The 23,753-nt window shown below is 65.1% G+C and carries 20 protein-coding genes and 1 pseudogene; 15 read left to right on the top strand and 6 right to left on the bottom strand.

Features of this window, described 5'->3' with window-relative positions; all coding sequences use genetic code 11:
- Positions 1-19: 19 nt before the first annotated feature.
- The gene (mobA, locus tag EPD82_RS08725) at positions 20-649 is read right to left on the bottom strand and encodes a molybdenum cofactor guanylyltransferase MobA (protein WP_141056433.1); all 630 of its coding nucleotides are present in this window, start codon (positions 647-649) and stop codon (positions 20-22) included.
- Between the two features lie 115 nt (positions 650-764).
- On the opposite strand from mobA, the gene rpmH reads away from it, so the two are divergent.
- The 14 genes from rpmH to EPD82_RS08655 all read left to right on the top strand — a co-directional run bounded on the left by rpmH (position 765) and on the right by EPD82_RS08655 (position 15,311).
- Positions 765-899: a 50S ribosomal protein L34 gene (gene rpmH / locus EPD82_RS08720; protein WP_028875239.1), complete on the top strand. Its 135-nt coding sequence runs from the start codon at positions 765-767 to the stop codon at positions 897-899.
- On the top strand, positions 896-1,285 hold the full coding sequence (gene rnpA / locus EPD82_RS08715) for a ribonuclease P protein component (RefSeq protein ID WP_206202258.1): 390 nt from the start codon (positions 896-898) through the stop codon (positions 1,283-1,285). The genes rpmH and rnpA overlap by 4 nt, the downstream gene beginning before the upstream one ends.
- On the top strand, positions 1,270-1,479 hold the full coding sequence (gene yidD, locus EPD82_RS08710; protein WP_055423068.1) for a membrane protein insertion efficiency factor YidD: 210 nt from the start codon (positions 1,270-1,272) through the stop codon (positions 1,477-1,479). The genes rnpA and yidD overlap by 16 nt, the downstream gene beginning before the upstream one ends.
- A 38-nt stretch (positions 1,480-1,517) precedes the next feature.
- Positions 1,518-3,158, top strand: coding sequence for a membrane protein insertase YidC (gene yidC / locus EPD82_RS08705; protein WP_055423069.1), 1,641 nt, complete (start codon positions 1,518-1,520; stop codon positions 3,156-3,158).
- 76 nt (positions 3,159-3,234) lie between these two features.
- Positions 3,235-4,596, top strand: a complete 1,362-nt coding sequence (gene mnmE / locus EPD82_RS08700) for a tRNA uridine-5-carboxymethylaminomethyl(34) synthesis GTPase MnmE (RefSeq protein ID WP_141056468.1) — start codon at positions 3,235-3,237, stop codon at positions 4,594-4,596.
- A 46-nt stretch (positions 4,597-4,642) separates the two neighbouring features.
- On the top strand, positions 4,643-5,431 hold the full coding sequence (locus EPD82_RS08695) for a sulfite exporter TauE/SafE family protein (protein WP_141056432.1): 789 nt from the start codon (positions 4,643-4,645) through the stop codon (positions 5,429-5,431).
- Positions 5,432-5,522: 91 nt separating this feature from the next.
- Entirely contained in the window at positions 5,523-5,909 is a 387-nt protein-coding gene (speD, locus tag EPD82_RS08690) for an adenosylmethionine decarboxylase (protein WP_055423071.1), read from the top strand.
- 4 nt (positions 5,910-5,913) lie between these two features.
- Complete coding sequence (gene speE, locus EPD82_RS08685; RefSeq protein WP_141056431.1) at positions 5,914-6,786, top strand: polyamine aminopropyltransferase; 873 nt, start codon at positions 5,914-5,916, stop codon at positions 6,784-6,786.
- The gene (rsmB, locus tag EPD82_RS08680) at positions 6,783-8,252 is read left to right on the top strand and encodes a 16S rRNA (cytosine(967)-C(5))-methyltransferase RsmB (protein WP_206202257.1); all 1,470 of its coding nucleotides are present in this window, start codon (positions 6,783-6,785) and stop codon (positions 8,250-8,252) included. Before speE ends, rsmB begins: the two co-directional genes overlap by 4 nt.
- Positions 8,215-8,826, top strand: a complete 612-nt coding sequence (locus EPD82_RS08675; protein WP_055423073.1) for a DUF4390 domain-containing protein — start codon at positions 8,215-8,217, stop codon at positions 8,824-8,826. The genes rsmB and EPD82_RS08675 overlap by 38 nt, the downstream gene beginning before the upstream one ends.
- On the top strand, positions 8,823-10,961 hold the full coding sequence (locus EPD82_RS08670) for a sensor histidine kinase (RefSeq protein ID WP_141056430.1): 2,139 nt from the start codon (positions 8,823-8,825) through the stop codon (positions 10,959-10,961). Before EPD82_RS08675 ends, EPD82_RS08670 begins: the two co-directional genes overlap by 4 nt.
- Complete coding sequence (locus tag EPD82_RS12280) at positions 10,954-12,198, top strand: sigma-54-dependent Fis family transcriptional regulator (protein WP_141056429.1); 1,245 nt, start codon at positions 10,954-10,956, stop codon at positions 12,196-12,198. The genes EPD82_RS08670 and EPD82_RS12280 overlap by 8 nt, the downstream gene beginning before the upstream one ends.
- Before the next feature lie 48 nt (positions 12,199-12,246).
- The gene (gene hemE / locus EPD82_RS08660; RefSeq protein ID WP_141056428.1) at positions 12,247-13,317 is read left to right on the top strand and encodes a uroporphyrinogen decarboxylase; all 1,071 of its coding nucleotides are present in this window, start codon (positions 12,247-12,249) and stop codon (positions 13,315-13,317) included.
- Positions 13,314-15,311, top strand: a complete 1,998-nt coding sequence (locus EPD82_RS08655) for a primosomal protein N' (protein WP_206202256.1) — start codon at positions 13,314-13,316, stop codon at positions 15,309-15,311. The genes hemE and EPD82_RS08655 overlap by 4 nt, the downstream gene beginning before the upstream one ends.
- Positions 15,312-15,464: 153 nt before the next feature.
- On the opposite strand, the gene EPD82_RS08650 is transcribed toward EPD82_RS08655, so the two are convergent.
- Positions 15,465-16,493 (bottom strand): YeiH family protein, encoded by a 1,029-nt coding sequence (locus EPD82_RS08650; RefSeq protein WP_141056427.1) that lies wholly within the window; start codon positions 16,491-16,493, stop codon positions 15,465-15,467.
- The gene (locus EPD82_RS08645) at positions 16,490-16,828 is read right to left on the bottom strand and encodes a Rossmann-fold NAD(P)-binding domain-containing protein (protein WP_141056426.1); all 339 of its coding nucleotides are present in this window, start codon (positions 16,826-16,828) and stop codon (positions 16,490-16,492) included. Before EPD82_RS08645 ends, EPD82_RS08650 begins: the two co-directional genes overlap by 4 nt.
- Positions 16,829-16,900: 72 nt before the next feature.
- Between EPD82_RS08645 and EPD82_RS08640 the strand changes: the two genes are divergently transcribed.
- Positions 16,901-17,131 (top strand): aldo/keto reductase, encoded by a 231-nt coding sequence (locus EPD82_RS08640; protein ID WP_141056425.1) that lies wholly within the window; start codon positions 16,901-16,903, stop codon positions 17,129-17,131.
- Between the two features lie 73 nt (positions 17,132-17,204).
- On the opposite strand, the gene EPD82_RS08635 is transcribed toward EPD82_RS08640, so the two are convergent.
- From EPD82_RS08635 to EPD82_RS08625, 3 genes and pseudogenes are all read right to left on the bottom strand, one after another.
- Complete coding sequence (locus tag EPD82_RS08635) at positions 17,205-18,134, bottom strand: transglutaminase family protein (RefSeq protein WP_141056424.1); 930 nt, start codon at positions 18,132-18,134, stop codon at positions 17,205-17,207.
- A 2-nt stretch (positions 18,135-18,136) separates the two neighbouring features.
- Positions 18,137-20,512, bottom strand: coding sequence for a circularly permuted type 2 ATP-grasp protein (locus tag EPD82_RS08630; RefSeq protein ID WP_170210814.1), 2,376 nt, complete (start codon positions 20,510-20,512; stop codon positions 18,137-18,139).
- 189 nt (positions 20,513-20,701) lie between these two features.
- A pseudogene (locus EPD82_RS08625) lies at positions 20,702-23,575 on the bottom strand (transglutaminase family protein); the annotation flags it as partial.
- Positions 23,576-23,753 lie beyond the last annotated feature (178 nt).

The following is a 23,753-nucleotide window of genomic DNA, read 5'->3' as shown; positions in this document are numbered from 1 at the left end:
AGGGGGTCGTGTCGGCTCACTATAGCAAAGGGCGAGGAAACGAGACAAGGCGCGCTTCCAGCGCACGCCGTTCTTCCTCGGTATTCACGTTGACGAAGGCTTCGGCTTCGTCGGAAAAATCGGCGATGGCCAAGCGTTGCGCCTTGAGCCAGGCTTCGACCTTGCGCTCGCCCGCGCGCAGGCGGCGTTCGAGCTCGGCGCGCGCCGTGACCGGTACGAGTGCGAAGACAGGCTGCAGCCGCCCCGCGGCTTGGGCGACGGCCACGTCGGCCTCGGCGGTGCAGCGCGCCTGCCACAGCCGAGCGACGAGGTCGGACGGCAGCAAGGGGCAATCGCAGGGGACGACGACCACCCAGTCGGTGCGGGCGGTGGCGAGTCCCGCGGCGATGCCGGCGAGCGGCCCGGCGAACCCGCCTTCGAGGTCCGGAATTACCGGCACGCCGTAGGCGGCGTAACGCTCGTGGTGACGGTTGGCGTTGATGAGAATTGCCCCGGTCTGCGGCCGCAGCCGCTCGAGCACGTACTCGACGAGTGGTCGCCCGTGCAGTTCGACCAGTCCTTTGTCGACGCCACCCAAGCGCGTGCCGCGGCCGCCGGCGAGGATGAGGCCGGTGAGGGGAGGGAGAGCGGGTAAGGGTGGAGTGGGCATAGGGGAGAAAGGTGCAGGATGCTCGCAGTGTAACCGATTCGCCTTCTGTGATTTTTCTTGACATGTCCTCCGCTTGTCTGTTAAATAACGAGATTTTCCCGTTCGAGGTGATCCCATGAAACGCACCTATCAACCCTCCAAGATCCGCCGCAAGCGTACCCATGGTTTCCTCGTGCGTATGCGCACCCGCGGCGGCCGCTCTGTGATCCGGGCGCGTCGGGCCAAGGGCCGTCATCGCCTGGCCGTTTGAGCGGCGAGATCCTGTCCGAGGCGGGGGCGCGCTTTCGTCGCGCCGACCGCCTTCTCCAGCCGTCCGAGTTCTCGCGCGTCTTCACGGCGCGGCGGGTGATCCGCGGGCGGTTTTTTGCCGTTCACTGGAATCCCAACGAGCTGGGTCGCCCGCGCCTGGGGCTGGTGGTGGCGAAGAAACTTGTGCGGCGCGCGCATCAGCGCAATCTCGTCAAGCGCATCGCGCGCGAGACCTTTCGCCTCGAGAAGGGGCGGCTGCCGGCCTGCGACCTGGTGGTGCGGCTGAGCGCGCCGATCGTCGCGGTCACCCGCCGGATGCTGCGCGAGGATCTCCTTTCCTGCTTTGATCGGCTCGTGCGGGAGGCAGGGAAATGCGCCGCCTCCTGATGGCGCTCATTCGCGGTTATCAGCTGGCGATCAGCCCCTGGCTGGGGCGCAACTGCCGTTTCCATCCCACCTGCTCGCAGTATACGCTGGAGGCGATCGAGCGCCACGGGGCCCTGAAGGGCCTGTGGCTGGGGCTGCGACGGGTGTTGCGCTGCCATCCCTTTCATCCCGGCGGGCACGACCCTGTGCCATAATTCGCCGATTCTTTTGCCCGTTTTCCCAGGATGGTTCCATGGAACAACGCCGCCTGATCCCGTTGTTGGTGTTTCTGTTCTCGCTGGTGATGCTGTGGGAGGCCTGGTTGCGTCACAACCAGCCGGTGCCGCAGCCGCAGGCCGAGCGAGCCGTCGCAACGCAGCAAGGGGCCGGTCTGGGCGAGGTGCCACAGTCGCAGCGGGCCGCCGTCGCTCCGGCTTCCGGGGCGCTCGAAGAGGCGCAGGCGCGGCGCATGGTGGTCGAGACCGACCGCTTCACCGCGGAGATCTCGGAGCGTGGCGGCGACATCGTCTTCCTCGCGTTCAAGGACTACGCCGCGCGCGAAGACCGCAGCAAACCCTTCGTGCTCTTCGACGATGGCCGTGCCGGCCACGTCTATCGCGTGCAGTCGGGGCTGATCGGCGCGGGCCTGCCGAACCATCGTTCGCAATGGCAGCTGCCGGCCGAGGCCGTGCGGCTTGCGCCAGGGCAGGACGTGCTGGAGGTTCGGCTCACGGCCCAGGCGGACAATGGAGCGCTCGTGACCAAAGTGCTGCGCTTCAAGCGCGGTGAATATCTGGTCGAGGTGCGCCACGAGGTTGCCAACGCGGGCACGGAACCGATCGAAGCGTCGACCTATTATCAATTCCTGCGCGATGGTTTGCCGGCCGAGGAGCACTCGCTCTTCGGGGTTCGCACGTTCACCGGTCCGGCAGTCTATACCGCCGAGAGCAAGTACAAGAAGATCAATTTCGAGGACGTGCTCAAGGGCAAGGCGGAGTTTCCGCGGCTCGCGCAGGATGGCTGGATCGCCATGGTGCAGCATTACTTCGTCGCGGCCTGGTTGCCGCAGGAGGGGGTGCAGCGCGAGTTCTATGTCCGGCCGGTGGAGGGAGGATTGTTCCAGATGGGGGTGATCCTGCCGCTGGGGGCGGTGGCGCCGGGAGAGGCGAAGGAAGGATCCGTCCGTCTCTATGCAGGGCCGCAGACGCAGAGCGTGCTGGGTTCGCTCGCACCGGGGTTCGACCTGGTGGTCGATTACGGTTGGCTCACGGTGATCGCCGCGCCGCTTTTCTGGGTGCTGTCCTGGCTCCATAAGCTCACGGGGAACTGGGGCTGGGCGATCGTGCTGGTGACCGTGCTGCTCAAGGCGATCTTCTTCCCCTTGTCGGCGGCGAGCTACCGTTCGATGGCCAAGATGCGCGCGCTCACCCCGCGCTTGCAGCGCCTCAAGGAGCTCTACGGCGACGACAAGGCGCGCATGCAGCAGGAGATGATGCGCATCTACCAGGAGGAGAAGGTCAATCCGCTGGGCGGCTGCCTGCCGATCCTGGTGCAGATCCCGGTCTTCATCGCGCTCTACTGGGTGCTGCTCAACAGCGTGGAGATGCGCCAGGCGCCGTGGATCCTGTGGATCCAGGATCTGTCGATGCGTGATCCCTACTTCGTGCTGCCCATCCTCATGGGTGCGTCGATGCTGGTGCAGATGAAGCTCAATCCACAGCCGGTCGATCCGATGCAGGCGAAGCTGATGCTCGCCATGCCCATCGTGTTCACGGTGATGTTCCTGTGGTTCCCCTCCGGTCTGGTGCTCTACTGGCTCACGAACAACGTGCTGTCGATCGCCCAGCAGTGGTGGATCACGCGCCAGATGGAGCCGGCCAAGGCAGGAAAGTGAAGGGTCTGGCGAAAGATCGGTTGCGCCAGCGGATCGTAGCGCTACCTGGTACTGGAGGGTGGGTGGCGTGAGCGGGGTGCAGAAAGGGGAGGCGCCGCGCGAGGTGATCGCGGCGATTGCCACTGCGCCGGGGCGCGGCGGCATCGGCGTGGTGCGGGTCTCGGGACCGTCGCTCGCAGCATTCGTCGAGGCGCTGCTCGGGCGGGTGCCGGCGCCGCGGATGGCCACGTTCGCACGCTTTCACGACGCCCATGGGGCGGTGATCGACGAGGGGCTGGCGCTCTTCTTCCCTGCGCCGCATTCGTTTACCGGCGAAGACGTGCTGGAGCTGCACGGGCACGGCGGGCCTGTGGTGCTGCAGCTTCTGCTCGAGCGCTGCCTCGGGCTGGGCGCGCGGCTCGCCCGTCCCGGCGAGTTTACCGAGCGCGCCTTTCTTTCCGGCAAGATCGACCTGGCACAGGCGGAGGCCGTGGCCGATCTGATCGACGCCTCCACCCGAGCGGCGGCCCGAGGGGCGGCGCGTTCGCTCACGGGGGAATTTTCCCGCGCGGTGCGCGCGCTGCAGGAGCGCCTGATCGAGGCGCGCATGTGGGTCGAGGCGTCGCTCGATTTTCCCGAAGAGGATCTGGAGCTCATCGCCGCCGCGCGTATCCGCGAGAAGGTGGGTGAGACCTTGTCCGCCCTCGATCGGCTGCTGGAAAATGCGCGTCAGGGGGCGTTGCTGCGCCGGGGTCTGCACGTGGTGATCGCCGGGGCGCCCAATGTCGGCAAGTCGAGCCTGCTCAACGCCTTGATGGGCGAGGAGCGGGCGATCGTCACCGACATCGCCGGTACCACCCGCGACGTGTTGCGCGAGGCGATCCAGATCGAAGGCATTCCGCTCTACGTGATCGATACGGCGGGGCTGCGAGCCACCGACGATCCGGTGGAGCGCATCGGCGTGGCGCGTACGCGCGAGGCGATTTCCCAGGCCGATGCGGTGCTGGCGCTGCGCGCGCTCGATCGCCCCGAGGCGGCCCCGCTCAAGGAGGTATTGGCGCTCGCGCCACCCGAGGTGCCGGTGATCGAAGTGGTCAACAAGATCGACTTGACGGGCGAGGCGCCGCGACGCGAGGCGGGGGAGGACGGACGCATTCGCGAACGCGTGTGGCTGTCGGCGCGCACCGGCGAGGGGCTGGAGCTGCTGCGGGCGGCGCTGCTGGAGGTGGCCGGCTGGCACGCCCACGGTGAAGACGTGGTGCTCGCGCGCGAACGCCATCTGGAGGCGCTGCGCGAGGCGCGCCGGGCGCTGGAGGCGGCACTGGAGACGGGCGAGGCGCTGGAGCTTTTGGCCGAAGAGCTGCGCGCCGCACACCGGGCGCTCGGCAGAATCCTTGGAGAATATGACATAGAGGACTTGCTCGGCGAGATCTTCAGCCGCTTCTGCATCGGCAAATGAGAATATCGCCGGAATGTTCCACGTGGAACATTGGCAAGGAGGAGCAATGGGGCTCGAAGATTTGAGCTGGATATGGCTCGTCCTGGGTGGGGCGGCCTTTCTCGCGGGGCTCATCGATGCGGCGGTGGGGGGAGGTGGCCTCATCCAGGTGCCCGCCCTGCTGCTCGCTTTCCCGCAGGCGCCGCTCGCCGATCTCTTCGGGACGAACAAGGTCGCTTCCGTGGTGGGAACGGCGGCAGCGGCGCGGCAATATCTTCGGCGCATCGCTCTGCCGGGCGTACTGTTGGCGACGGTGGCTGGCGCGGCCGCGATGGGTAGCTGGTTCGGGGCGAGTGCGGTGACGCATTTCCCGCGTGAGTGGGCCCGTCCGCTGGTGCTGGTGCTGTTGAGCCTGGTCGCGGTCTATACCTTTGCCAAGAAGGAGTTCGGCCTGCATGCCCGCACCGCGGCTTGGGGACGGGCCGATCTGGCGCGGGCGCTGGGTATCGGTTTGGTCATCGGCTTCTACGACGGATTCTTCGGCCCCGGCACGGGCAGTTTTTTCATCTTCGCGTTCGTGCGTCTGTTGCGATTGGATTTTCTCCATGCGTCGGCCCTGGCCAAGGTTGGCAACGTGGCGACCAACCTCGCGGCCATCGCCTATTTCTGGGGCCATGCGCACATCGCCTGGGCTTTGGGGGGGTGGTTGGCGCTGTGCAACGTGCTGGGTTCGCGCGTGGGCAGCGGCCTGGCGCTGCGTCATGGTTCCGGTTTCGTGCGCAAGCTCTTTCTCGTCGTGGTGGCGGTGTTGATCGCGCGCTTGAGTTGGGAACAAGTGTCCCCATATTTGTTCTGATTGCGGGTCCCCGCGGTTGGGGCAGCGAACGGTTTTCGTGCAGTTCGTTGTATAATTTTCGGTTTTCCATGGCTGGCCGGGAGAAGTGGAGATGAACGGTCTTCATCTGATTGCGGATCTCTATGATTGCCGCTGCGATGTCGCTCTGCTCACCGACCGGGAACGGTTGGAGACCTTGTGCGTGCAGGAATGCCGTGAGGCAGGACTGACGCCGCTGGGCGCTTATTTCTACCAGTTCCGACACGACAACGGCGAGAATGCCGGCGTCACCGGTACCGTGGTGCTGGCCGAGTCTCACCTGGCCATCCATACCTGGCCCGAAACGGGCAACGTCACCTTGGACGTGTACGTGTGCAATTTTTCCAAGGACAACTCCGAGCTCGCGCGGCGGGTTTTTCGCCGCGTGATCGAGACGCTCAACCCGATGGAGGTAGTGAGCCATTCGGTGGTGCGCGGCAAGATCGCGCCGCGGGAGTGAGGCGATGAGCGAACGGACGACGCGGCTGTGGGAGTCCTTGAGCAGCTGGAGCGGCTATTATTTCGACGTGACCGAGTGCCTGGAACGCGGCCGTAGCCGTTACCAGGAATACGAGGTGTGGCATTCGCCGCTCTTCGGACGCATGTTCCGCCTCGACGGCTGCGCGATGACGAGCGAGGCCGATGAGTTCATCTATCACGAGAATCTCATCCACGTGCCGGGGCTCGCGCATGCAGGGCCGCGCTCGGCGCTCGTCATTGGCGGGGGCGACGGTGGCTCGGCCGAGGAGCTCTTCAAGTACCGCACGATGCAGCAGGTGGTGCTCGTCGAGCTCGACGAGAAGGTGATCGAGCTCGCGCGCAAGTATTTCCCCGCGGTGCATCGCGGTGCCCTCGACGATCCGCGTCTGGAGCTGCGGGTGCAGGACGGGATGGACTACGTGCGCCGCGTGGCCCCGGCCGAGGGAAGGAAATTCGATCTCGTCGTGCTCGACCTCACCGATCCGGTGGGGCCGGCGGCCGCACTCTACCAGGAAGAGTTCTTCCGCGCGTGCAAAGCGCTGCTCACCGAGGGGGGAGCGCTGTCGCTGCACGTGGGGGCGCCAGACCATCAGCCCGAGCGGGTGCGCGAGCTGCTGCGGCGCCTGCGTGCGGTCTTCGCCTGCGTTCGGCCGCATCTGCACTACATCCCGCTCTACGGGGCGAACTGGATGCTTGCCTGCGCCTCCGACGCGCTCGATCCGGTGTCGCTCGATCCGGCGACGGTGGACGCGCGCATCGCCGAGCGGGGGCTGGGCGAGCTGCGCTACCTCGATGGGGAAACCTATCGGGCGCGCCTGGTGCTGCCGCGCTATCTGCGGGAGATCGTGCAGCCGTGAACGAGCGACCGCGCGCTTCGACCGACAGGAATGTTTCACGTGAAACATCGGGTCGCCGCGACAAACCCTCGCGCGCGCGGGAAGGATCGAGCGCCCGGCACGGAAGAGGCGAGGCGACTCGCGAAGCCGAAGTCGATCCGCGTACCCTGGCCGGCGCGATCGAACTCGCGGCGCAGGTCATCGACCAGGTCGTCGCGGGACACAATGCGCTGGAGCATTATCACGCCTTGCGTGCGGCGCATCCCGTGACCGAGCCTGGGGCCTGGGGGCGGGTGCGGGACCTGGCCTGGAGCGCGCTGCGCGATTACGGCTGGGGGCGCTGGGTGCTGGCGCGGCTCGCGCCGCGCGGCGTGCCCGAGCCGGTGCTCGCGCCTTTGCTGGTGGCGCTGTCGGCGCTGCGCGACGGCCCGCGCGATGCGCATGCGCTCACGCACCAGAGCGTGAGCTGCGTGCGTCTGAGGCAAGAACGCTTGGCGGGATTCGCCAATGCCCTGCTGCGCACTTTCCTGCGTGAGCGTGAGGCGCTGCATCCCGAGGCGCTCGCCGAGGCGGCGCGTGCGAGTGCCTCCGTGCCCGCCTCCATGCCGGAGGTACAGGATGCCGCCGTGGCGCATTTCCGCCATCCGCGCTGGTGGATCGACAAGGTGCGCGCGCAGCATCCGCTCGACTGGGAGCGAATCCTGCATGCGGGCAACACCCATCCGCCGATGGGGTTGCGGCTCAACCGCCGCCGCATCGATGAAGCCGAGGCGCTCGCGCGGTTTGCCGCGGCCGGCATCGCCGTGCGTCAGGTGGGTCCGATGGCGCTGCTGCTGGAGCGACCGATGCCCGTGGCCAAAGCCCCCGGCATTGCCGAGGGTTGGGTCTCGCCCCAAGACGTGGGGGCCCAGCTCGCGGCGCGGCTGCTCGCTCCGCTCGACGGCGAGCGCGTGCTCGACGCCTGCGCTGCTCCCGGTGGCAAGAGCGCCCATCTGCTGGAATTGGCCGACATCGAACTCACCGCCATCGACGTCGAGGAGACGAGGCTTGCGCCACTGCGCCGTGCTCTGGCGCGGCTGGGCGTAGCGGCGAAGGTGCTGCGCGGCGATGCGCGCCATCCGGCCCGCTGGTGGGATGGCCGGCCATTCGATGCGATCCTTGCCGACGTGCCCTGCTCGGGCAGCGGCGTGGCGCGGCGCCACCCCGACATCAAATGGCTGCGCCGCACCGAGGACGTCGCCGGCTTCGCCCAGCAGCAGCGCGAGATCCTCGATGGCCTGTGGCCGCTGCTCAAACCGGGCGGACGGCTTTTGTACGCGACCTGCTCGATCTTCGCCGAAGAAAACGAGGAACAGGTGCGGGTGTTCGTGAAGCGCCATCGCGACGCCCGGCTCGTTCCCCTCGATGGCGAGCGCGAGACGCTCGCATTGCTTCCTGACGAGACGCACGATGGGTTCTTCTACGCGCTGCTGCGCAAAACCGCTTGATCCACTGCGCCGGCGACTGCTGTTTGCCTTGGGCGCGCTCCCCTTGGGCGCTTTGGGCTTGCTGACCAATGACGGGACGGCGGTGGCCGATGCCGCATCACGGGCGCGACTGTGGCGCGACGGTGAGGGGAACTGGTTTCTCGACGCCGATCTGGGGTTCGAGCGCTTTCCCGCCGTATGGGAAGATCTGCTGCAGCGCGGCATCGCCATGCCCCTGCGCCTGGAGCTGATGCTCTACCGCGAGCGCTGGTACTGGAGCGATCAGCTGGTCTTCGGCAAATTCTGGCGCATCACCATACGGCACCAGCCGGTGACGCAGGATTGGCTGTTGACGGTGGGAGATGCGACGCACGTTTTCTACGACCGGGAGACCTTGCTGCAATCCTTGCGTTCGATCCGCGGCTGGCCGGTGGCCGCTGACGTGTTCAACCCGTTGTCGGACGTACGGGCCGAATTGCGGCTGAGTGTCGATCTGTCGCAATTGCCGCAGACTCTGCGCGCGAGTGCGTTGGGGAACGACGCCTATGCCTGGGAGGTGGGGCCTTATCGCTGGTATCCCTGGAGGAAGCGATGAACCGCGGCCTGGTGGTGGTGATCCTGGCGGTAGTGGCGATCTCGATCTTCCTGCTCGCCACTGCCAGCAGCAACACCGACGTCTTTGGTTCCGCCTTTCCTTATTTCCTGACGCTCAATGCAGCGGTGGTGGCCGGACTCGGCGTGCTGCTTGGCCGTCAGGCCTGGCATCTCTACCGGCAGTATCGGCGCCGGAAATTCGGCACGCGTCTGCGCGTGCGGCTCACGCTCATGTTCACCGCCATGGCCCTGATCCCGGCGGTGATCCTCTATCTCGTCTCGATCTTCTTCGTGGTGCGTTCGATCGAGACCTGGTTCGACATCCGGGTCGAGCGGGCGCTGGAGAGCGGGGTGGCGCTCGCGCGCAACACGCTCGACAACCTGGTGCTGAAGGCGCGGCACGATGCGGAGACGCTGCGGGGGCAGCTCGCTCAGGCAGGGGCAGTGGACATCGCCACACTCACGCCCCTGCGCGAGAATCTGGGGGTGAGCTCCATCACCGTGCTCAACGCCAAGGGAACGCCACTGGTGACGGTGAGCCCGGACGATCGCTGGTTGAGCTCGGTGTTGCCCACCGCAATCGAATTGCAGGCGGCCCGCAGTACGGGGCTTTTTCACCGGGTCGATACCTCTCCTGAGGGGGTTCCGGTGATCCGGGTGATCGCCGTGCTCGGCGCGACGATGCCGGGCAGTACGACGGATGCGGCCTACCTGCAGCTGGTGCAACGGGTACCGGCGAACATCGTCGAGCAGATCGAGGCGGTGCAGACGGCCTATCGCGACTACCAGCAGATCGTGGTCGGCAAGGAAGGTCTGCAGCGCATTTATGCGCTCACGCTCACCATCACCGTCCTGCTGTCTTTGCTGGCGGCACTCGCGCTGGCGATGTACCTGTCGCGCAAGTTCATCGCACCGCTGATGGTGCTCGCGGAAGGAACGCGGGCGGTGGCGGCCGGCGATTACCGGCCGCTTGCGCCGATCGCGGCCCGCGACGAACTTGGGGTGCTGACGCGCTCGTTCGACGCGATGACGCAGCAGCTCGCCCAGGCGAGGCAGGCGGCGGAAGAATCCCACGCCCAGATCGAGGCGGCACGCGCCTACCTGGAGACGATCCTCGCCAACCTGAGCACCGGCGTGCTGGCGTTCGACACGGAGGGGAAGTTGACGATCGCCAATGCCGCGGCGTCACGTATCCTCGAAATCGATCTGCAAGGGTGCACGGGCCAGCCCCCTTCCTGCTGGACGATGGAGCCGGAATTTGCCACCTTGATCACCGAGCTCATCGGTCGCGAGCCGGTGGGCCCCACCGAGTGGCGCCGTCGCTGCGCCGACGGACATACCCAGGTGCTGCTGCTGCACGTGGCTTCTCTACCGACGCGTCACGGCAGCGGCCGTCTGGTCGTATTCGACGACGTCACCGACCTGGTGCAGGCGCAGCGCACTGCGGCCTGGGGCGAAGTGGCCCGGCGCCTGGCGCACGAGATCAAGAATCCGCTCACCCCGATCCAGCTCTCGGCCGAGCGCTTGCGCTACAAGCTTGCCGACCGTCTGGGCCCCGAGGAGCGTCAGATGCTCGAACGCGCCACGCAGACGATCATCGATCAGGTGGAGGCGATGAAAAACCTCGTCAACGCCTTCCGCGACTATGCCCGCCTGCCCGCGCCGAAGAAAGATTGGATCGAACTGCAGGCGCTGCTTCGCAGCGTGCTGGTCTTGTACGAATCCTCTCCGGCGCGCCTGGAGCTCGACTTGCCGCAAGAGCCTTTGCCGGCGTTGCGGGCCGACGCTTCCCAAATGCGGCAGGTGTTGCATAATCTCATCCAGAATGCCCAGGATGCGCTGGAGGGGCGGCAGGACGGTATGATCCGCATCGAGGTCCGGCGCAATGCCGACACGCTGATCCTGCGCGTCCTCGACAATGGCCCCGGGTTTCCTCCGGAGCTGCTGCGCCACGCATTCGAGCCCTATTTCACGACCAAACCCAAGGGAACGGGGCTGGGACTGGCTGTGATCAAGAAGATCCTCGACGACCATGGGGCGCGGGTGCGTTTGGTCAACCGGGCCGAAGGAGGGGCGATGGTAGAGATCGAATTCCCGCTCGGCGACGAGGTGCGTGAAGGAGGCCGCGATGGCTAAAGTGCTCATCGTCGACGACGAAGTCGGCATCCGTGAGCTGCTGCGCGAGATCCTCGAAGACGAGGGCTATGCCGTCGAGACGGCCGAGAACGGCCTGCAGGCGAACGAGCGCCTGGAGGCGGAGCGGCCCGACGTCATCCTCCTCGACATCTGGATGCCCGATGTCGACGGCATTACCCTCTTGCGGCAGTGGATGGGACGGCAGCCGCCGGCACCCCCGGTGATCATGATGTCGGGGCACGCCACGATCGACACGGCGGTAGAGGCCACGCGCATCGGCGCGATCGATTTTCTCGAAAAACCGATTTCGATGCAGAAACTGCTGCCGGCCATCAAGGAGGCGGTGGCGCGATCCCGGCAGGCGAAGGCGCCCAGCGAGGTGGCGATCGGCCGTCTGGGAGAGCATCCCCTGCTTGCGCCGGTGTTGGACCGGGCCAAAAACCATCTGCAGCGCCAGGGACTCCTCTACTTTCAGGTGAGCGACTCTTTTCTCGTCCAGGCTCTGGCGCATGCCTTGAGCTTGGGGGATGGGCCGAGGCTCGATCTCGGTGCCGAAACCCAGCCGCTTTCGCTCGACAAGCTGCAGCGGGCGCGCGGCGGGCATTGGTATGTATACGAACTGCAGAACCTGACCCGCTTGCAGCAAAAAAACCTTTGCTTCGCCATCGAACGCCGGGGAGAATATTCCGCCCGTGTGATCGTCTTCAGTGCGGTGAAGACGGAAGTCTTGGAACAGGATGGATGGCCCGAGACGCTCGTGGCTGATTTCGCCCAATGCCGCGTCGAGGTACCGCAGCGGGATGAAGCCTTGCGTGCGCTCGACACCCTCATGCCGCTGGCGCTTGCCGAGGTGGCGCAGCGGCACGGCGATGCGGCCGTACCCCAGCTTCCGCCGAGTGGCCTGACGCGCATGCCCAAAGGGATGCTGCCGGCCGAGCTCGACCTCTTCGGCCTGGCCGAAGCCTTGCTGGACGCCCAGGAGGACGGCGTCGTGCCCCAGGCAGCGATCGAGCGCATCTTCGGCCTGCCGGATCAGCCCACGCTGGAGCGTCTGCTCACCCTGCCGCTGCGCGAGGCGCGCGAAGCCTTCGAGCGCATGTACTTCGAGCGCCTGCTCGAGCGTGAAGCCTTGCCCATGAGCCGGGTGGCGGAACTCGCCGGTCTGGAACGCACCCACCTCTACCGCAAGATCAAGCAGCTCGGCCTGTCGCTCAAGCGCGTCCAGGATGCCGACTGAGCTCCGTATAATGGCGGCTGTCCTGTCGCCTTACGGAGTCGCCCTCTCATGCCCTCTTTGCAAAACGACCGTCTCCTGCGGGCGCTGCTGCGCCAGCCCGTGGATCGCACGCCGATCTGGTTGATGCGGCAGGCCGGGCGCTATCTGCCCGAATACCGCGAGACGCGCCGACGGGCTGGTAGTTTCCTTGCCTTGTGCAAGGATCCGGCGCTCGCCACCGAAGTGACCTTACAGCCGATCGCGCGTTTCGGGCTCGATGCGGCGATCCTCTTTTCCGACATCCTGACGGTGCCCGATGCGATGGGCCTGGGGCTGTATTTCGTCGAAGGAGAAGGGCCAAAGTTCGAGCGGCCGCTGCGCAGCGAATGGGAGATCCGCAATCTCTCGGCCCCCGATCCGACGGTGGAGCTTGCCTACGTGCTCGATGCGGTGCGCCAGATCCGGCGGGCGCTCGACGGTTCGGTGCCCCTCATCGGCTTCTCCGGCAGCCCCTGGACGCTCGCCTGCTACATGGTCGAGGGGGGAGCGAGCGAGGATTACCGCACGGTCAAGACGCTGCTCTACACGCGCCCCGACCTGATGCACCGCATCCTCGAAGTGACGACGCAGGCGGTGATCGATTACCTCAATGCCCAGATCGAGGCGGGGGCGCAGGCGGTGATGCTCTTCGATTCCTGGGGCGGGGTGCTCGCCGAGGAAGCCTTCAAGACGTTTTCCCTGCCGTATCTGGCACGCATCGTCGCGGGCTTGCGCCGCGAGGCGGAAGGCCGGATCGTCCCCTCCATCGTTTTCACCAAGGGGGGTGGCGTGTGGCTGGAAGATTTGGCCAGTATCGGCGCCGATGCCGTGGGGCTGGATTGGACGATGGACATCGGCCGGGCGCGGACCTTGGTCGGTGACCGGGTGGCGCTGCAGGGCAATCTCGATCCGGCGATTCTCTTTGCGCCGCCCGACGTGGTGGTGCGCGAGGCCTGCAAGGTGCTCGAAGCCTTCGGCCACGGTTCGGGGCATGTCTTCAACCTGGGGCACGGCATTTCGCAGCATACGCCGCCGGAGCACGTGGCGGCGCTGGTCCACGCCGTCCAGACCGAGAGCGTGAAATATCACCAGAAGGCATGAGCGAGGGGATGCGCCGGGCCCAGGTGCTACTGCCGTTCCCTGGTGAAGGCCTTTTCGATTACTGGGTTCCCGAAGCGGTCGTTCCCGGGCAGATCGTGCGTGTGCCCTTCGGCCGGGGGGCGAAGCTGGGCATCGTCTGGTCGCTTAAGGCGGATCCGTCCGTCCCGGACGAGCGGATCAAACCGGTGGATGCGATCTGGGAGGGCCTGCCGCCGCTACCCGAGGCGGACCGGGAGTTGCTCGAATTCACCGCCCGCTATTACCTTGCCCCGCTCGGCGAGGTCGTGGCGGCGATGTTGCCTCCGGCGCTGCGCCGGCGCAAGCGCGAACCCCGGAGCAAGGGAAGGGGCGAGGAGGGGGCCACCGAGCCGGCCGGGCCGCTACCCGAACTCACGGAAGGGCAAAGGGCAGCGCTCGAGGCGGTGCCGCGGGACGGATTTTCGGCAACCTTGCTGCACGGCATCACCGGCAGCGGGAAGACGGAGGTCTATCTACGCCTGGTGGCGGAGTGCCTCGCCCAGGGGCGGCAGGCGCTGCTCCTGGTGCCCGAGATCGCCCTCACGCCGCAGCTCACCGAGCGGGTGCATGCCCGTTTTCCTTCGGCCCGCATCGTGTGCCTGCATTCCGAGGCGCCTGCCGGCGAGCGCTCCGCGGCCTTCGTGGCGGCGATGCGCGGCGAGATCGACGTCGTGCTCGGCACGCGGCTCGCCGTGTTCGCGCCTTTCGTGCGGCTGGGGCTGGTGGTGGTGGACGAGGAGCACGATCCATCCTACAAGCAGTTCGAAGGGGTGCCCTACTCGGCGCGCGACCTGGCGGTCTGGCGGGCTCGCCGTTGGAACGTGCCGATCGTGCTCGGTTCGGCCACGCCCTCGCTCGAGAGCTGGGCGTCCTGCGAGGCGGGCCGCTATCGCCGCGTGGCTTTGTCCGCCCGCGCGAGCGGCCAACCCTTGCCGACGATAGAGCTCATCGACACGGCGCAGACGCCGGCCGAGGAGGGGGTGAGCGCGCCGCTCGCCCAGGCGATCGAAGCCACGCTCGCGCGCGGCGAGCAGGCGCTCGTTTTCCTCAACCGCCGGGGTTACGCGCCGGTGGTACGCTGCGGCCATTGCGGCTGGGTGAGCCGCTGCCCGAACTGTTCGGTCAATCTCGTCTTCCATCGCGACGACGGCCGGATGCACTGCCATCACTGCGGTTATCGCGAGACCCCGCCGCGGTCCTGTCCCGAGTGCGGCGCGCTCGACCTGCAGCCCGTCGGCCGGGGCACGCAGCGGCTGGAGGAGCGGTTGCAGGCGCTGTTTCCCCAGGCGCGGATCGCGCGCATCGACCGCGACGCGGTGAGGACCCTGGCTCAATGGGAAACGCTGCTCGAGGAGGTGCGCGCGGGACGCTACGACCTGCTCGTGGGCACGCAGATGATGGCCAAGGGGCATGATTTTCCGTCGCTCACGCTCGTCGGCGTGATCGGGGCCGATGCCGGGCTCTACGCCGCCGAGGTGCGCGCCACGGAGCGGATGTTCCAGCAGCTGATACAGGTGGCCGGCAGGGCCGGTCGGGCGGGCGCGCCAGGTCGGGTGCTGGTGCAGACGGAGTTTCCCCAGCATCCGCTCTTTCGCGAGCTCGCGGCGCACGACTATGCCGCCTTCGCCGCGAGGACGCTCGCCGAGCGTCGGGCGCTGCGGCTGCCGCCTTTCGCTTTTCAGGCGTTGTTGCGCGCCGACGACGAGGCGCTGGAGCCGGCGCTCGCTTTCCTGGAGGCGGCGCGCACCACGGGGCGTGAGATTGCGGGCCGGGAAGGTTGGCCGGTGAAGGTGTTCGATCCGGTCCCGATGCGCCTCGTGCGCCTCGCGCGCCGCGAACGGGCCCAGCTGCTCGTCGAAGGGGGTCGCCGTCCTGCGCTGCACGCTTTCCTCGAGCGCTGGGTCGAGGCGCTGCGGGGCTTGCCCCATCCGCGTTCGTTGCGCTGGCGTCTGGAGGTGGATCCGCTGGAGACCTGAGGTCGATCAGGGGGGCCAGCGGTAGATTACTTCTGCCAGGCTTTGGCCTCCACCACGACCCGGTTGCGTCCTTTTTCTTTGGTTCGATGCAGGGGCAAACAGGCATCGTTCGGCATGGGTGTTCTCGCGCAGCGTTTTTCGTTGCCGTACAGCTTATCCCAGCATTGCCGCAAAAACACGGGTGACGCCGTAGCCGCCGAACACGAGCCAGAGGAAGAGCGCGGCGGCGAGGTAGAGCGGTCCGGGGCCGACCTGGCGAAACTTGACCACGTTCGTTTCCATGCCGATGGCCGTCATCGCCATCGTGAGGAGGAAATTGTCGACCCCGATCAGATCTTGCACCAGCCAATTGGGTAGCACACCGAGCGAATTGATGGCGCTGGCAACGACGAACCAGACGGCGAACCAAGGAATGACGAGTCGAACGCCGGCGTTTTCCGTCTTGGTTTTGTGACGCAGGGTGAGCCAACCCAGAGCGAGCAGCACGGGGGCGATCAGCATCACCCGCACCATTTTGACGATCACGGCAACTTCCCCAGCCCCGGCGATCCCGCCGGTGGCCGCGACCACTTGCGCCACCTCGTGGATGGTGCCCCCGCTATAGAGGCCGAAGATCTGGGGTGTGAGATGCAGCAGTCCCGTGGCATAGACGGCGGGGTAAAGAAACATGGAGAGGGTGCCGAAGAGGACGACGGTTCCCACCGCCACGGCGCTCTTGGCAGGATTGGATTCCAAGACGGACTCGGTGGCCACGACCGCCGCCGCGCCGCAGATGGCGCTGCCGGCTGCCGTCAGAATGGCGGTATCCCGGTCGAGCTTGAAGAGGCGGGTACCCATCCATACGCCGAGAGCGAGGGTGCTCACCACCATGGTCACCGACACGCCCAGGCCGGCCCAGCCCACGGCGGCAATCTGCTGGAAGGTGACGCGAAAGCCGTAGAGGATGATGGCCGCGCGCAGCAGATGTTTGGAACTGAAGAGGACGCCGGGCACCCAGGATTCGGGCAAGTGGCGTCGTAGGGTGTTGGCGTAGACCATGCCCAAGAGGATGCCGACGATGAGCGGACTGAGACCTAGGCGGGATATGGCGGGGAATTGTGCCATCTGCAACGCCGCTAGGGCGAAGAGGGCGACGAAGAGCAAACCGTGCAGGGCCGGTGCCCGTTGAGACAAGCCGTTCATCTCAGTTCCCATCCTGCGTCTGCGAGTGCGTCCTTGGGTGCGTACGGCGTCCATTGCCGTGCGATCACCCGCTTGCCGGTGACCTGGTCGGCCGCCCGCGAGACGAGCCAAAGTAGAGGCGGAACCATGATCTCGGGCGGCAATAGTTGGGCCTGGATCGCTTCGGGCACGTCGGGCGGGATCATGCCCGTAGCGCTCTCGCCGCCGGGGAGCGGCGCATTGACGGTGACGCCGGTGTCCGCGAGGTCTTGAGCCCAGATGGCGGTTTCGGATTCCACGGCCACCTTGGATGGACCATAGGGAGAAAATCCTTTGCGACGCATCGTCTCGTCCATGGATCCAGCTTCCTTGTTAGGGTTTCAGGCAATATACAAATTACCGTAAAGTATATATCAACCACCACCCCGATGGATGAATCGTTTCGTTTCTCGATGCTGCGCAAACCGGCCGTGAGTTCGGTCATCATCGGCGCAACCCAGCCCGCGCAGCTGCAGGACAGCCTTGCGACGGTGCAATGGACGCTGACCGAGGAAGAAATACGCGCGCTCGACGAGGTTTCGGCCTTGCCGCGACTCTATTCGAAATGGATACTGGAGTTTGCCCGCCTCGATCGGACCGATCCGAAGATGCGTTTGTGACGGGACCATGAAGCGGGATTTTGCGTCCGCAAGCCGCACCGGGGTAGGGCCCGGCCAGGAAATCATCCAGAGATCATCCAGAGATATCAGGACCTTCTTCTGAGAAATCGGACCATGGGGTGACCGTCACTGCCACATGCGGTCGATGGTCACCTCCGCCCAGGATGATGCCGCGCAAGGGGGAGACATCGGAGAAATCTCGCCCATAGGCCATGGCGATGTGTTCAGTATCGGGCAGCAGGTCGTTGGTCGGGTCGAATTCGATCCAGTCGTGGTCGCATACGCCAGGTGCATATACGGCCACCCAGGCGTGCGTAGCATCTGCGCCGACCAGGCGAGGCTGACCCGGCGGTGGCTGAGTGAGCAGATAGCCGCTCATGTAGCGCGCCGGAATCCCCAGACTGCGCAGGCAGGCGATCATCAGATGGGCGAAATCCTGGCAGACTCCGCGTTTCTGCGCCAGAACCTCCATGACGGGCGTCGAGACCGTGGTCGCGGTGGGGTCGAAGGTGAATTCTTCGTGAATTTTGTGCATCAGCGCGGCGGCCGCCAGTGCCACTGGAACATCGGGGGGGCAACACTCGGCGGCATAGGCTGCCAACTCCCGTTTGATGCGAATGTGTGGCGATTCGAAAGCATAGCGCTGGGCCACCACGTCTTCGGGTAGAGGCTGTGTGCCGTGATAACTCAGGCGCTCGCGCAGCGTGTGCACGTCGATCCCCCCTTCGAGACAGGGGGGGCGATGGGCATGCACGGCCACGTCGAGACTCAGGTGCACGTGTAACTCGGTGTGCGGCAGGTAGTAGGCAAACCATTCGACCGGGTTGTCGAAGGCATCGAAACCGCGGTGTCGCCAAGAAGGCTCCGGCTCCAGCTGCCAGCATGCGTTTAAAGTTTCTTGCCAGGGCCACGCGCGAGGGCTGGGATGGGCGAGCTGCTGCGACAGGATGACGCTTCCACCGTATTCGTACCGCGTCGTGTGTTCTACTCGATAGCGGACCATGGTCAAATTCCCAACGTCTGGTGCCCGTGTGCTTCGATGTGGCTGAAGAATTTTCGGCTCAGCGCATCGGAGAGCGCATAGGCAGCCTGGAGCAGAGCCTCCAACTCGGTGCGTAACGCCACGGCGCTTTCCCGATCGAGAGCGATGAGCCGCATCGGGTCGAAGGCGAGGATACGTGCGGCGATCCGCTCCAAGTTTGGCAGCGCCGTCTCGCCTACTTCCGGTCCCAAGGGGACTTCCGCATCGAGGACCGACAGGTAACGGCCGATGGAACGCACTTGGAATGCCATGGCGTGTGGGTTGGTCGCGTCGAAGAGGATCAAATCCAGCAACGGCAGCCATTCCGCTTGTCGAGAGTAGCGGGAACGGTAAGTGATGAGGCTGTCAGTGAGTTCGAGCAGCCAGTCCAGTCCTCCCAGTCGTCCCGAGTCGGGATCGTCCAGGATCCTTGCCAGCGTGCGGCACAAGTGGGTCAGGCGCTCCAGACGCCGTCCGATGACGAGAAAATGCCATCCAGGGTCTCGAGTCATGTTGTCGAACGAATAACCCGCAATGGATGCCGAAAGCATTACAACGCGATCCAGCCCTTCCAGGACGTCGCTGAGGTCGTCGCGACGAACCTGCAGGCTGCGCTGAAGGCGATTGAGTGAATGCCAGTGATCGGCGGAAAATCGCTCGCGCATCTGGCCCGCGGTGCGCAAGACGTTCTGGATCGAGCGCAATACGCCGTTCTCTTCCTCGAGCCCGAAGAGTGTATCGAGCATGCGCTGGAGGAGGGGGCGGTCTGCCTGTGTTGGAGCGAGGATCTCGAGTTCGACACCGATGCGTGCCAGAGACTCGATCTCGTGGTCATGCACTTCATCGACATCGACCACGCGCAGCAGCATCAGGCGCAGCAGCCGGGCGGCCACATCCATGCGTTCGCAGTAACGTCCGAACCAAAAGAGATTTTCCACCACGCGCGAGGAAAGATTCTTGCCACTGCGTACCAGATCGACCGGCCCTAGGCGATTCTTGATCAAGGTGAGCGATTCGACCATGCCCTCGGTGAGCACCCACGTATCCTTGGTCGCCCCTCCGCGACGCATCGGAATCAAGGGCAGCCGCTCTATCGGTCCTACCCGTGTCAATCCTCCGGGCATGACGCGATAACCTTGCGGTGTGGCGATGGCAAAGAGCCTCAGACCGACCTGCCAGGGTTCGAGGCGTCCCTTGTTGCGTCGATCGAACACGGGTGCGAGCGAGGGTGTGATCAATTCCTGGGCCACGTAGGCATGGGGCTGCGCCGCGATGCGTTCGAGCAGGCGCGCCCGCTCGGTTTCGCCGAGAGCCGGTCCGAAAGTCGTTGGAAAGTCCTGTCCTGGATAGGCGGGCTTGAGTACCAGCGAATCCAAGTGCTTGCACACGTAGTCGAGCGCAGGTGCTTCGCCACACCACCAAGTCGCCACCGAGGGCAATTTCAGGGGTTCACCCAGGAGACTCGTTGCGATCGCTGGCAGGAAGCCCATGAGTGCCGTCGATTCCAGGACGCCGCTGCCCGGGACGTTGGCCACCATCACCCGCTGGGCGCGCAGCGCCGTGAGCAGCCCGGGGATTCCACTCAGCGACTCGGAACGCAATTCCAGGGGGTCACAGTTTTCATCGGGTACGCGGCGCGCGATGGTGTGCACGCGTTTGAGCCCATTTAGGGTCTTGAGGAAGACCGTTTCGGCGCGCACCGTGAGGTCTTGTCCTTCGACCAAGGGATAGCCGAGGTAGCGTGCCAGGTAGGCTTGTTCGAAATAGGTCGGATCGCTGGGGCCGTTGGTGAGCATGACCGCGAAAGGTTGCTCGCCCGGCTCAACGGGTGCCCAGGTTGCCATCGACTGCTGCATCTCCCGAAAGAAGCCAGCCAGCCGTTGGACCTGTAATTCGCGAAACGCCTCGGAGAATACCCGCGAGACGAGGAGACGATTTTCCAGAGCATAACCCAGACCGACCGGGCTCTGGGTGTGATCGGCGATCGCCCACCACCGTCCGTCGGGGGAGCGTACGAGGTCGACCGCGTAGCGGTGCAAGAAGACGCCAGCGACGGGGCGCAGACCGAAACAGGGCCAGAGGAAACCGTGTTGCCCGAATATAAGGGCAGGGGGTAACAAGCCTTGTGTCAGCAAGCGCTGGGGCCCGTAGAGATCGGCGAGGATTGCATCGAAGAGGCGGGCGCGCTGGGCCACCGCTTGCGCGAGCACGCCCCATTCCTTGGACGATAGGATGAGCGGTAGAGGATCGAGGAGCCACGGATGGGACTCGGTTTCGCCGTGCGGCCGGAAGATCACTCCGTTTTCCTGCAGACTGTGATCGATCCAGGCTAGGCGCTGGTTCAGCGCCTTCGGCGCCATGTTCTGCAGCCGTGTCAGGAGATCACGCCAACCGGCTCGCATCCGGCCTGTGACATCGCGCGATTCATCATAACGCCCGAGATGGAGAGGATACAGCTCGAGCGGGGCATTTACAGAGGTCGACATGCGGCCGCATCCCAAGACCTAGATCGTTGCCATTCTATCCTGTCCTTCTTCGGGGATGCATCGTCAGGACCAAAGATGCTGGCGCAGGTCCAAGGTGAAAGGATGCTCGGCGTCCACCACCGGAGGTGAGACCCGCATCTGTCCCGGCGTGTGCCCCATGCGGAAGAATCTCGCCAGGCGCCGGCTTTCCGCCTCGAAGGCATTGACCGGCAAGGTCTGGAAATTCCGTCCGCCCGGATGCGCCACATGGTATTGGCAGCCGGCGATCGAACGCTGCATCCAGGTATCGACCAGATCGAAAGTCAAGGGGCTGTGCACGCCGATCAAAGGGTGCAGGGACGAAGCCGGTTGCCAGGCGCGATAACGTACGCCGGCAACGAATTCACCGCGCCGTCCCGTCGGCTGCAAGGGTACGGCAATGCCGTTGCAGGTGAGGACGTAGCGCTCCGGTGCCATACCGGTGATCAACACTTGTAGGCGTTCCACCGAAGAATCGACGTAGCGCGCCGTTCCTCCGCTCGTTCCTTCCTCGCCCATCACGTGCCATGGCTCCAGGGCCTGGCGCAACTCTAGTTCGATTCCACCGACGGCCAAATCCCCATACTTGGGGAAGCGAAATTCGAAATGTGGCGCGAACCAGGAGAACTCCAAGGGGAAACCGGCCTGCTGCAGTTCGGAGAGCACGTCACGGAAGTCGTATTCGACGAAGCGCGGCAGCATGAAGCGGTCGTGCAATTCGGTACCCCAGCGCACGAGTCGGGTCGGCCGATACGGCTCGTCCCAAAATCGGGCGATCAAGGCGCGCAGCAGCAGCTGCTGCGTCAGACTCATGCGGGCGTGCGGCGGCATCTCGAATGCGCGCAGCTCGAGCAGCCCGCGCCGTCCGGCTGGCCCTTCGGGGGCGTAGAGTTTGTCGATACAAAATTCCGCCCGGTGGGTGTTGCCGGTGACGTCGATCAGCAGGTTACGGAAAATCCGGTCGACGAGCCATGGTGGCACCTCTCCGCCGGGTTCGGGAATCTGCCGGAACGCGATCTCGAGTTCGTAGAGACTGTCGTTGCGCGCTTCGTCGACGCGGGGGGCTTGACTCGTGGGGCCGATGAAGAGACCGGAGAAGAGATACGATAGGCTGGGATGGTTGATCCAATAGGCCACCAGACTACGTAACAGGTCGGGACGGCGCAGAAAAGGAGATTCGAGCGGCATTGGCCCGCCGAGCACGAAATGATTTCCGCCGCCGGTACCGGTATGGCGACCATCGAGCATGAATTTCTCGGTGGTCAACCGGCAGCGATGCGCGGCTTCATAGAGGAAGGTGGTGTGTTCGACGAGTTCTGCCCAGTTGCTTGCCGGATGAATGTTGACTTCGAGGACGCCGGGGTCGGGCGTGATGCGAAAATGGGACAGACGGGGGTCGAGCGGCGGTTCATATCCTTCGATGACCACCGGCAGGTTCAGCTGTGCAGCCGTCGCCTCGACCGCCGCGAGCAATTCGAGGTACTCTTCCAGTGTCGCGGTGGGGGGCATGAAAATGTACAACCGACCTTCACGCGGTTCGGCACACATCGCAAGACGCACCACGTTGGCCGCCGAGGCGAAGGGTTTGGGGGGCGTGGTATCGACCGGTCCCGAGGGCTTCACGCTCTCCCACTGGTGCTTCAGAGTGGCGTGTGAGGGCAAGGAAGGAAAAGGGTTCGCCGGATCGAGGGGATGGATGTAGGGATAATCGAGCGGCGCCACCCAGGGCAGGGAATCGAGCGGCAAACGATAACCCATCGGCGAATCGCCCGGAATGAGGTAGCAGCGCTCTTCGCGCAGGAACCACGGCCCCGTGCGCCATGCCCCTGCTTCCGGGTCTTTGCGTACGGGCAAGACATGGCCCGTGGGCGTCGACAGTCCTTGGGTGAACACGCGGCGCAGACGCTCGCGTTCGAGGGGATCGTCGAGACGGGCATCGAAGGGGTCGAGGTTGACCGGCAAGCGCCGTTCGCGCCAGAGGTAATAGAGCGTATCCTCGTAGCCAGGAAAGACATGGCGCGGATCGAGCCCGAGACGACGCGCCACCTCGATCAGAAAACGCTGCGCATCGGCTTCGCTCACGCCATAGGTCGTTTCCTCGTCGGCCAAAAGCGCCGGATCTGCCCACATCGGTTCGCCGTCGCTGCGCCAGAAGCAGTTGAGACTCCAGCGCGGCAGCTGCTCGCCTGGATACCATTTTCCCTGGCCGAGATGGATCAAGCCTTGGGGAGCATAATGACCCTTGAGTTCGCGCATGAGCCGATCCGCATGGCGACGCTTGGTCGGTCCCATCGCCGCGGTATTCCACTCTTCCCCGTCCCGGTCGTCCATGGAGACGAAAGTCGGTTCTCCACCCATCGTCAGGCGTACGTCCAACCGTTCCAACGTGGCGTCTATCTCCCAGCCTACTTCTTCGATGCGCGACCACTGCTCCTCGGTATAGGGTTTGGTGACCCTGGGCGCTTCGAGGATACGGGTGATCGTCATCGTATGGTCGAATTCGACTTCACACGGGTCGACCAAACCGGTGATCGGTGCAGCCGAAGAGGGTTCTGGCGTACAGGCGAGCGGAAGGTGTCCTTCATCGGCGAACAGGCCCGACGTCGGATCGAGTCCCACCCAGCCTGCTCCGGGTAGATAGACCTCGCACCAGGCGTGCAAATCGGTGAAATCTTCTTCCGGTCCCGAAGGGCCGTCCAGGCTCTTGACGTCGGGTTTGAGCTGGATCAGATATCCAGAGACGAAGCGCGCTGCCAGACCCAAATGGCGCAGCAGCTGCACCATCAACCAGGCCGAATCACGGCAGGAACCCGAAGCCAGGGCCAGCGTTTCCTCTGGTGTCTGTACACCCGGTTCGAGACGGATCGTATAAGCGATGTCTTGTTGTACCCGACGATTGAGGTCGACCAAAAACGATACCGTCGGTGTGGGTGGGTTGTGTACCATCCTTTCTGTAAATTCCGTTTAGCGCCTATGGCAGGAAGCGCGCGGCGCTCGGTCTGACGCCATGACTTCGAGAAAGGAGTATGCCCATCATGGCGATGCGTGTCGAAACCAATCCTTTGGAAATGGCTTATGCTGTGTTGCTCGAACACGG

The sequence above is a fragment of the Tepidiphilus succinatimandens genome, from assembly GCF_006503695.1.
Lineage (GTDB): Bacteria > Pseudomonadota > Gammaproteobacteria > Burkholderiales > Rhodocyclaceae > Tepidiphilus > Tepidiphilus succinatimandens.
This window is presented reverse-complemented; position numbering and strand designations above follow the sequence as displayed.

Coding starts and splice junctions, on each gene's coding strand:
- EPD82_RS08650 (WP_141056427.1), bottom strand. CDS start 16,493: ATGAACGGCTTGTCTCAACGGGCACCGGCCCTGCACGGTTTGCTCTTC.
- EPD82_RS08695 (WP_141056432.1), top strand. CDS start 4,643: ATGGGGCTCGAAGATTTGAGCTGGATATGGCTCGTCCTGGGTGGGGCG.
- EPD82_RS08645 (WP_141056426.1), bottom strand. CDS start 16,828: ATGGACGAGACGATGCGTCGCAAAGGATTTTCTCCCTATGGTCCATCC.
- rpmH (WP_028875239.1), top strand. CDS start 765: ATGAAACGCACCTATCAACCCTCCAAGATCCGCCGCAAGCGTACCCAT.
- yidC (WP_055423069.1), top strand. CDS start 1,518: ATGGAACAACGCCGCCTGATCCCGTTGTTGGTGTTTCTGTTCTCGCTG.
- mobA (WP_141056433.1), bottom strand. CDS start 649: ATGCCCACTCCACCCTTACCCGCTCTCCCTCCCCTCACCGGCCTCATC.
- EPD82_RS08635 (WP_141056424.1), bottom strand. CDS start 18,134: ATGGTCCGCTATCGAGTAGAACACACGACGCGGTACGAATACGGTGGA.
- EPD82_RS08670 (WP_141056430.1), top strand. CDS start 8,823: ATGAACCGCGGCCTGGTGGTGGTGATCCTGGCGGTAGTGGCGATCTCG.
- speE (WP_141056431.1), top strand. CDS start 5,914: ATGAGCGAACGGACGACGCGGCTGTGGGAGTCCTTGAGCAGCTGGAGC.
- EPD82_RS08655 (WP_206202256.1), top strand. CDS start 13,314: ATGAGCGAGGGGATGCGCCGGGCCCAGGTGCTACTGCCGTTCCCTGGT.
- speD (WP_055423071.1), top strand. CDS start 5,523: ATGAACGGTCTTCATCTGATTGCGGATCTCTATGATTGCCGCTGCGAT.
- EPD82_RS12280 (WP_141056429.1), top strand. CDS start 10,954: ATGGCTAAAGTGCTCATCGTCGACGACGAAGTCGGCATCCGTGAGCTG.
- EPD82_RS08630 (WP_170210814.1), bottom strand. CDS start 20,512: ATGGCGCCGAAGGCGCTGAACCAGCGCCTAGCCTGGATCGATCACAGT.
- hemE (WP_141056428.1), top strand. CDS start 12,247: ATGCCCTCTTTGCAAAACGACCGTCTCCTGCGGGCGCTGCTGCGCCAG.
- yidD (WP_055423068.1), top strand. CDS start 1,270: ATGCGCCGCCTCCTGATGGCGCTCATTCGCGGTTATCAGCTGGCGATC.
- EPD82_RS08675 (WP_055423073.1), top strand. CDS start 8,215: ATGGGTTCTTCTACGCGCTGCTGCGCAAAACCGCTTGATCCACTGCGC.
- EPD82_RS08640 (WP_141056425.1), top strand. CDS start 16,901: ATGGATGAATCGTTTCGTTTCTCGATGCTGCGCAAACCGGCCGTGAGT.